This is a genomic window from Pseudomonas sp. CJQ_9 (assembly GCF_043106615.1).
Lineage (GTDB): Bacteria > Pseudomonadota > Gammaproteobacteria > Pseudomonadales > Pseudomonadaceae > Aquipseudomonas > Aquipseudomonas juntendi.
In genome coordinates this window covers 21,316-27,650 of the sequence record NZ_JBICMS010000018.1, presented here as the reverse complement: position 1 = coordinate 27,650, position 6,335 = coordinate 21,316, and the positions used below count along the sequence as shown (strand labels likewise).

Sequence of the window (6,335 nt, the reverse complement as noted above, 5' to 3'; positions counted from 1 at the left end):
GGAGTTTTCGCGCCACCAAAAACCAGCGCTCAAGATTTCAAGCTCTGCAAAAATGTGGGCGTTGAAACCGCATAGGAACAGAGACCGCGATAAACCATGGGGAACCCTGCAAGCCCAGCCGACCTCTCACCCTCATGAGCCCGCTGCGGAGAACGCCGCCCATGAAACACCTCATGCCATGGCTGCTGGCCACCAGCCTGACCGCCTGCGGCGACACCGCCCTGCTGAGTGTAAACGACGGCACCGGCCCTTCCCCCCAGCTACCCGCCCCCGTACGCACGCCCCTGCCCACCGTGAACATCGCCCCAGCAGTAGGCTGGCCGGAACATGCAAAACCCACGGCAGCCCCCGGCCTTCAGGTAAACGCGTTCGCCAGCGGCCTCGACCACCCCCGCTGGCTATACCTGCTGCCAAACGGCGACGTCCTCGTGGCCGAGACCAATGCCCCACCCAAGCCGGAAGACGCCAAGGGCCTGCGCGGCTGGGCCATGAAAAAGGTCATGGCGCGTGCAGGTGCTGGCGTACCCAGCGCCAACCGCATCACGTTGCTGCGCGATGCGAATCACGATGGTTCGGCAGAAACCCAGGTGCCATTCATTGAAGGGCTGAACTCACCGTTCGGCATGGCCCTGATAGGCGAGGATCTCTACGTCGCCGACACCGACAAGCTGCTGCGTTTTCATTACCAAAGCGGCGCAACACACATCACCGACAAAGGCCAGGTGGTGACTGCGCTACCCGGCGGCCCGCTGAACCACCACTGGACCAAGAACGTGATCGCCAGCCCCGACGGCAAACACCTTTACGTGACGGTAGGTTCAAACAGCAATGTCGCCGAGAACGGAATGGACAAGGAACAAGGGCGGGCAGCGATCTGGGAAGTGAACCCGGCCAACGGCCAGCACCGGCTGTTCGCCACCGGGCTGCGCAATCCCAACGGCCTGGCCTGGGAGCCGAACAGCGGCAGCCTGTGGACTGCCGTCAATGAACGCGACGAAATCGGCAGCGACCTGGTGCCCGATTACATCACCTCCGTGAAGGACGGCGGCTTTTATGGCTGGCCCTACAGCTACTACGGCCAGCATGTGGACAGCCGTGTGCAACCGCCCGCACCGCAAAAGGTAGCCCAGGCGCTGGTCCCCGATTATGCCGTGGGGCCACACACCGCCTCGCTGGGGCTGGCGTTCGCCGAACCGGGTGCGCTGCCAGCGCCATTCCAGCGCGGCGCGCTCGTTGGGCAACATGGCTCGTGGAACCGCAGGCCTCACAGTGGCTACAAGGTCATTTTCGTGCCGTTCGATCGTACAGGCAAACCTGCAGGCAATCCCGTGGACCTGCTAAGCGGCTTTCTGGATGAACAGGGCCAGGCCAAGGGGCGCCCGGTCGGGGTCATCAACGATGGACGCGGGGCGGTGCTGGTGGCAGACGATGTGGGCAACGTGGTCTGGCGGGTGAGCAAGGCACCCGCCACCGCGCCGTAGCCCCGCCCCCCCCTTCGAACCTGAAAGGTCGCGGGGCCATCAAGCGACGGCTATCAGGGGTTCTGCGCCAGGTGCCCTTGTGGAATCACCCGCTTGGCCTGCAGGTACGCTTTGGCCCAGTAGCTGTTGGACAGGTAGTCCAGGCGCACGGTGCCACCGGTAGAAGGGGCATGCACGAAGCGCCCGTCGCCTACGTAGATACCTGCATGGCTGACTTGCGAGCCGCCACTGGTAGCGAAGAACACTAGGTCACCGGACTGCAACGCGTTGAGGTTTACGGTGGGCGCCCGCATGACAATCATCTCCCGCGTCGAGCGCGGCAGACTGATGCCGGCGGCATCCCGGTAAACGTACTTGATCAAGCCACTGCAATCGAAGCCAGAATCCGGCGTATTGCCACCCCAGCGGTAGGGCGTGCCCACCAGACCAATGGCACGAATCAACACGTCATCGGCAACCGGCGAAGGGCTGGCCTGGCTATAGGAGGTGACCTGGGGCTTTATCACAGGGGCCGGCGCAGGCGCACGGCTGGAACAGGCAGCCAGCAAGGTTGCCAAGGAGAGGAATGCGAAGCGCGCCATCTTTACCATGGCCATAACTTCCTGTCTGAGACCGCTGCGCCGCAGCTGAAAAGAGTTGAGAAATTAGATTAGACGCTTTCTGTAAATGCGCACGGCGGCGAGCTTTTTTTAAAAAGCATCACCGCCGTGGCAGGGTACAGCATTTTGCCATCAGTTGCGCGCGATGTTGGTCGGCGCCATGGCCAAGGCGCGCTTGGCTTCAATGAAGGTCTTGCTCCAGTAGCGGTCACCGAGGCTGTCGATGCGCACACCACCGCTGCGGCGGCTGCTGGAGTGGATGAACTGGTTGTCACCCAGGTAAATGCCGGCATGGCTGACGCGACCGCGGCCATTGGTGCTGAAGAACAGCAGGTCACCTGGCTTGAGTTTGTTGCGCGCCACTTTCGGGGCATCGACGTTGATCATTTCACGCGTGGAGCGCGGCAGGGTCATGCCAGCCTCTTCGCGGAACAGGTAGCCGATGAAGCCACTGCAGTCGAAGCCGGACTTTTCCGAGGTACCGCCGAAGCGATAGCGGGTGCCGATCAACGACATGCCGCGCTCCAGGATGCTGTCGGCCAGAACCGGCAGCTGGTAAGGCTTGCTGCTGGAGAACGACGCGAGGTCATCTTCGGTAGCCAGCTCTTCCGGTTCGCCGAATACCGACGAAGGCGAGGCTTGGGTTTTAACTGCCGCCTGAGCGGCGACAGGGGTGTGATCCTGGGGCTGGGAAACCGGGCCTTGGGCCGCACAGCCAAAAAGCAGGGTCACGAGTGCGAGTGGCACGAGGGGTGCAAAGCGCTTCAGCATGGGCACGACCGTGTCTGTAATCCTTTAGAAGGGGGAAACTATGCCCTCTATCATGGCCATTTGCAAATTTTATCGAAAAAGATGTGACTTTTTCGTTTTACTGCTCTGGCCCAAGGATTTCAGGGGGTTACCAGCCGAGGGTTTCCTTGAGGAAAGGGATGGTGAGCTTGCGTTGGGCCTGCAGCGATGCCTGGTCGAGGCGCTCGAGCAGGTCGAACAGCGCACTCATGCTGCGTGCACCACGGGTAAGGATGAAATGCCCGACTTCGTCGGTGAGGTGCAGGCCGCGGCGCGAGGCACGCAGTTGTAGCGCACGCAGCTTGTCTTCATCGGACAGGCCACGCATCTGGAACACCAGGGCCAGGGTCAGCCGCGACTTCAGGTCCGGCAATTTCACCGGCAGTTCGCGCGGTGATGCCGAAGCGGCCAGCAACAGGCGTCGGCCGCTGTCACGCAGGCGGTTGAACAGGTGGAACATGGCCTCTTCCCAGTCTGGCTTGCCGGCGATCACATGCAGATCGTCTATGCAGACCAGTTCATACTGCGCCAGGTAGTCGAGCAGCCCTACGCCACGCTCGAGCAGTTGCGCCAGTGGCAGGTAGACCGCGGGCTCACCGCGCTGCTGGAAACGGTGCGTGGCGGCCTGCAGCAGGTGGCTACGGCCAACACCCTGCTTGCCCCACAGGTAGATAAGGCTTTCGGTCCAGCCGGCGTCGGCTTCGCACAACCGCTCGACGTAACCCAATGCCGCAGCATTGGCGCCCGGATAGTAGTTGATGAAGGTGGCGTCATCGCGCAGGCGCACACCCAGGGGCAACTGGATCGGTGGTTTCATGCTCGCGGGCGGTCAATGCGACCGCAGGGGGCCTTAGGTGAACAATCTGCAAAGTCTATACCCGCAACGCGGGGTACACAATCTCGGCAACCGATAGCGCAAGCAAAATCAACAGGTTGCGCTGCAAGCCCCGAGACTGCGCCATGGCAGCAGCGCCCCATGAAGCCGCGACGCGGTGGCCGGGGTTACAGCTCCGGGTCGACGTCCCCGGCATACATGTCCGACTCTTTATAAAGATCATGCACATGGCGCAGCAGCACCATGATCACCGCTGCCACCGGCAACGCCAGCAATACCCCGGTAAAACCGAACAGCTCGCCCCCTGCAAGGATGGCGAATATTACCGCCACCGGGTGCAAGCCGATGCGGTCACCCACCAGCAACGGTGTCAGCACCATGCCTTCCAGTGCCTGCCCGATGACGAATACCGCGACAATGCCCAGCATCGGGTACAGGTCGCCACCAAACTGGAACAGCCCGGCCACCAGCGCCGCGCCGATGCCGATGATGAACCCCATGTACGGCACGATCGCCGCCAGGCCGGCGAGCATGCCGATCAGCAGGCCCAGTTCCAGGCCCACCAGCATCAGCCCCACCGAATAGATGATGCCCAACGCCACCATCACCATCAGCTGCCCGCGAACGAAGGCGCCCAGCACTTCATGGCATTCGCCTGCCAGGCCGACTATCTGGGGTTCCTGTTGGCGAGGCAACAGGCTGCGCAGCTTGGCCATCATCAGATCCCAGTCCCGCAGCAGGTAGAAACCCACGACCGGAATCATCACCATGTTGGCCAGCCAGGCGATCAGCGCCAGGCTCGAAGCAGTCGCCTGCGACAACACCACCCCGACAATGTCGGTGGTCTGGCCCATGTGCTCGCTGATAGCCGACTTGATCTTGTCGAATTTCCAGAAACCATCGGCCAGGCCAAGCCGCTGCTGCACCCACGGCAAGGCCACGTGCTGCAACCAGTCAAGCATCTGCGGCGCCAGCTCGTACAGGCGCACCAGCTGCTTGGCCAGCATTGGCACCAGCACCAGCAACAACGCCATGAACAGCAAGGTGAACAGCGCGAACACCAACACCACACCCCAGGTCCGCGACAGCCCACGGCGCTCCAGCCAATCAACCAGCGGGTCGGCCAGGTAGGCCAGCAGAATACCGATCAGAAAGGGCGTGAGAATGTTGTGCAAGCTATACAACAGCACGACCACCAGCAGTATGGCGCCGAGCCAGATCCAGCGACGCAGGTCAGTCAATGTCAGTACTCCTTACCAACGAAAACGCAGGCCGTCGAACGGCCGGGGTGCGGGTTGCGGCTCGGTAGCCGGGGCCTGGCCGCCGGCAGGCGCCGGCGTGGCAGGTACGGCGGCGGCCTGTTCCACCGGCAGCTCCTGCAATTTGGCCAGGCCCAGCTGGGCACGCAATTGCTCACGGTTGCCAGTCACGCCGTAGGTCAAGGTGGTGCCATCAGCCAACTGCAAGCGTGGGCCATAGGGTTCCAGCACCCGAGCCAACTCGGCGTAGCGCTGCAGGTTCATTCCCTGCACCTGCACCTGCAACTGGCTGCTGGCCCCTGGCCGGGTGACATAACGCGGTGCAAGGCGGCTGCCCACCGCCAGCATCACGGCATCAGCCAGTGCGGCCTGGTCGGCGCCCTCGGCGGTGCCCTGCTCGCGCTGGTCACCCAGCCACAGCTGCCATTTACCTTGCCACTTGCCATCGGCTTCCTGGGCATGCACCGCCAGCATGGCGTCGGCGCCGTAACGCTCGGCGGCCTCGCGCAGCGGCGCCGGGTCGCTGCCTTCGAGTTGCTTGGCATTGGCTACCAATTGCTCCTGCAGGTCGGCCAGCGGCAGGCGCAGCGGCAAGCCGCGGTGCTGTGCGGCACGCCGCAGTGGCTGGGCACTGGGCTGGCCATCACCGACCAGGCTGCTGCCTTCGACACTGTCATTGAGCCACCAGCTGAGGATCGACGGCCGGTTGCTCCCCCACAAGGCCAGGCCAGCCTTGCGCAGTGCGCGCTCGGTACTGCCCGGGTCGAACTCGACCACAACCGATTCCGGCGGGCCCGCCTCGGTGCCGACTTGGTTGATGATTTGCTGCGGGTCTTTGCGCAGGCCCGCCAACCCTGGGCTTTGCACCGCCTTGGGGTCACCGGTCAGGCGCAGGATGAGGGTTTCGAGGGCCTTGCCGGTAGCAGCTGTACGCGCTTCGGCGCCCTGCCCCGCAAGCGGTTCGTGCACCTGGTAAAGGTCGGAGACGTTTTCAGCCATGGCGGCGGCCGACACAAGGGCCAGGCAACCGGCTGCCAGAATAGAGATCAAGCGCATCGAGGATTCCGTCCAGTCGTGCTTCAAGCCGTGAGCTTCACGCTACAAGCTTAATGCAGCGCCAACGCGGCGCTGCATTTTCTTGCGGCCTGAGGCTCGCTGGTTGCAGCTTATACACATGCAACCCCATCAACCACCCTGGGCCATTTTTCAGCAATTTACCGGCCTGCCCGTCGGCCTGAGGATGGCCGCTGCCCGGCAACCCTGATAAAATCGCGCGCCTTCACAGACCACTGACGTTTCAGGCAGCCGTCGCTCACCCGCCGGCCTTGGCCGTCATGGTCGTTTTTAAGAATCCCTCCCTCCTAAAGGCCTG

Annotated in this window: 6 protein-coding genes; 1 reads left to right on the top strand and 5 read right to left on the bottom strand. The window is 63.0% G+C overall.

Annotated features, from left to right (window positions below):
* The first annotated feature begins 161 nt into the window (after nt 1-161).
* On the top strand, nt 162-1,481 hold the full coding sequence (locus tag ACF8SD_RS03075) for a PQQ-dependent sugar dehydrogenase (RefSeq protein WP_392484561.1): 1,320 nt from the start codon (nt 162-164) through the stop codon (nt 1,479-1,481).
* A gap of 53 nt (nt 1,482-1,534) precedes the next feature.
* Here the strand turns inward: ACF8SD_RS03075 and ACF8SD_RS03070 are convergent, their stop codons facing one another.
* The 5 genes from ACF8SD_RS03070 to ACF8SD_RS03050 form a co-directional block, all read right to left on the bottom strand.
* Nucleotides 1,535-2,071: a C40 family peptidase gene (locus ACF8SD_RS03070; RefSeq protein ID WP_173887828.1), complete on the bottom strand. Its 537-nt coding sequence runs from the start codon at nt 2,069-2,071 to the stop codon at nt 1,535-1,537.
* Nucleotides 2,072-2,212: 141 nt separating this feature from the next.
* The gene (locus ACF8SD_RS03065; RefSeq protein WP_009683957.1) at nt 2,213-2,851 is read right to left on the bottom strand and encodes a C40 family peptidase; all 639 of its coding nucleotides are present in this window, start codon (nt 2,849-2,851) and stop codon (nt 2,213-2,215) included.
* Between the two features lie 127 nt (nt 2,852-2,978).
* Nucleotides 2,979-3,686 carry a DnaA regulatory inactivator Hda gene (gene hda, locus ACF8SD_RS03060; RefSeq protein ID WP_009683956.1) on the bottom strand — a complete coding sequence of 236 codons (708 nt, stop codon included), beginning with the start codon at nt 3,684-3,686 and terminating at the stop codon, nt 2,979-2,981.
* A gap of 185 nt (nt 3,687-3,871) precedes the next feature.
* Complete coding sequence (locus ACF8SD_RS03055) at nt 3,872-4,945, bottom strand: AI-2E family transporter (protein WP_173887827.1); 1,074 nt, start codon at nt 4,943-4,945, stop codon at nt 3,872-3,874.
* A gap of 12 nt (nt 4,946-4,957) precedes the next feature.
* Nucleotides 4,958-6,019, bottom strand: a complete 1,062-nt coding sequence (locus ACF8SD_RS03050) for a DUF2066 domain-containing protein (RefSeq protein ID WP_173887826.1) — start codon at nt 6,017-6,019, stop codon at nt 4,958-4,960.
* Between the last annotated feature and the right edge of the window lie 316 nt (nt 6,020-6,335).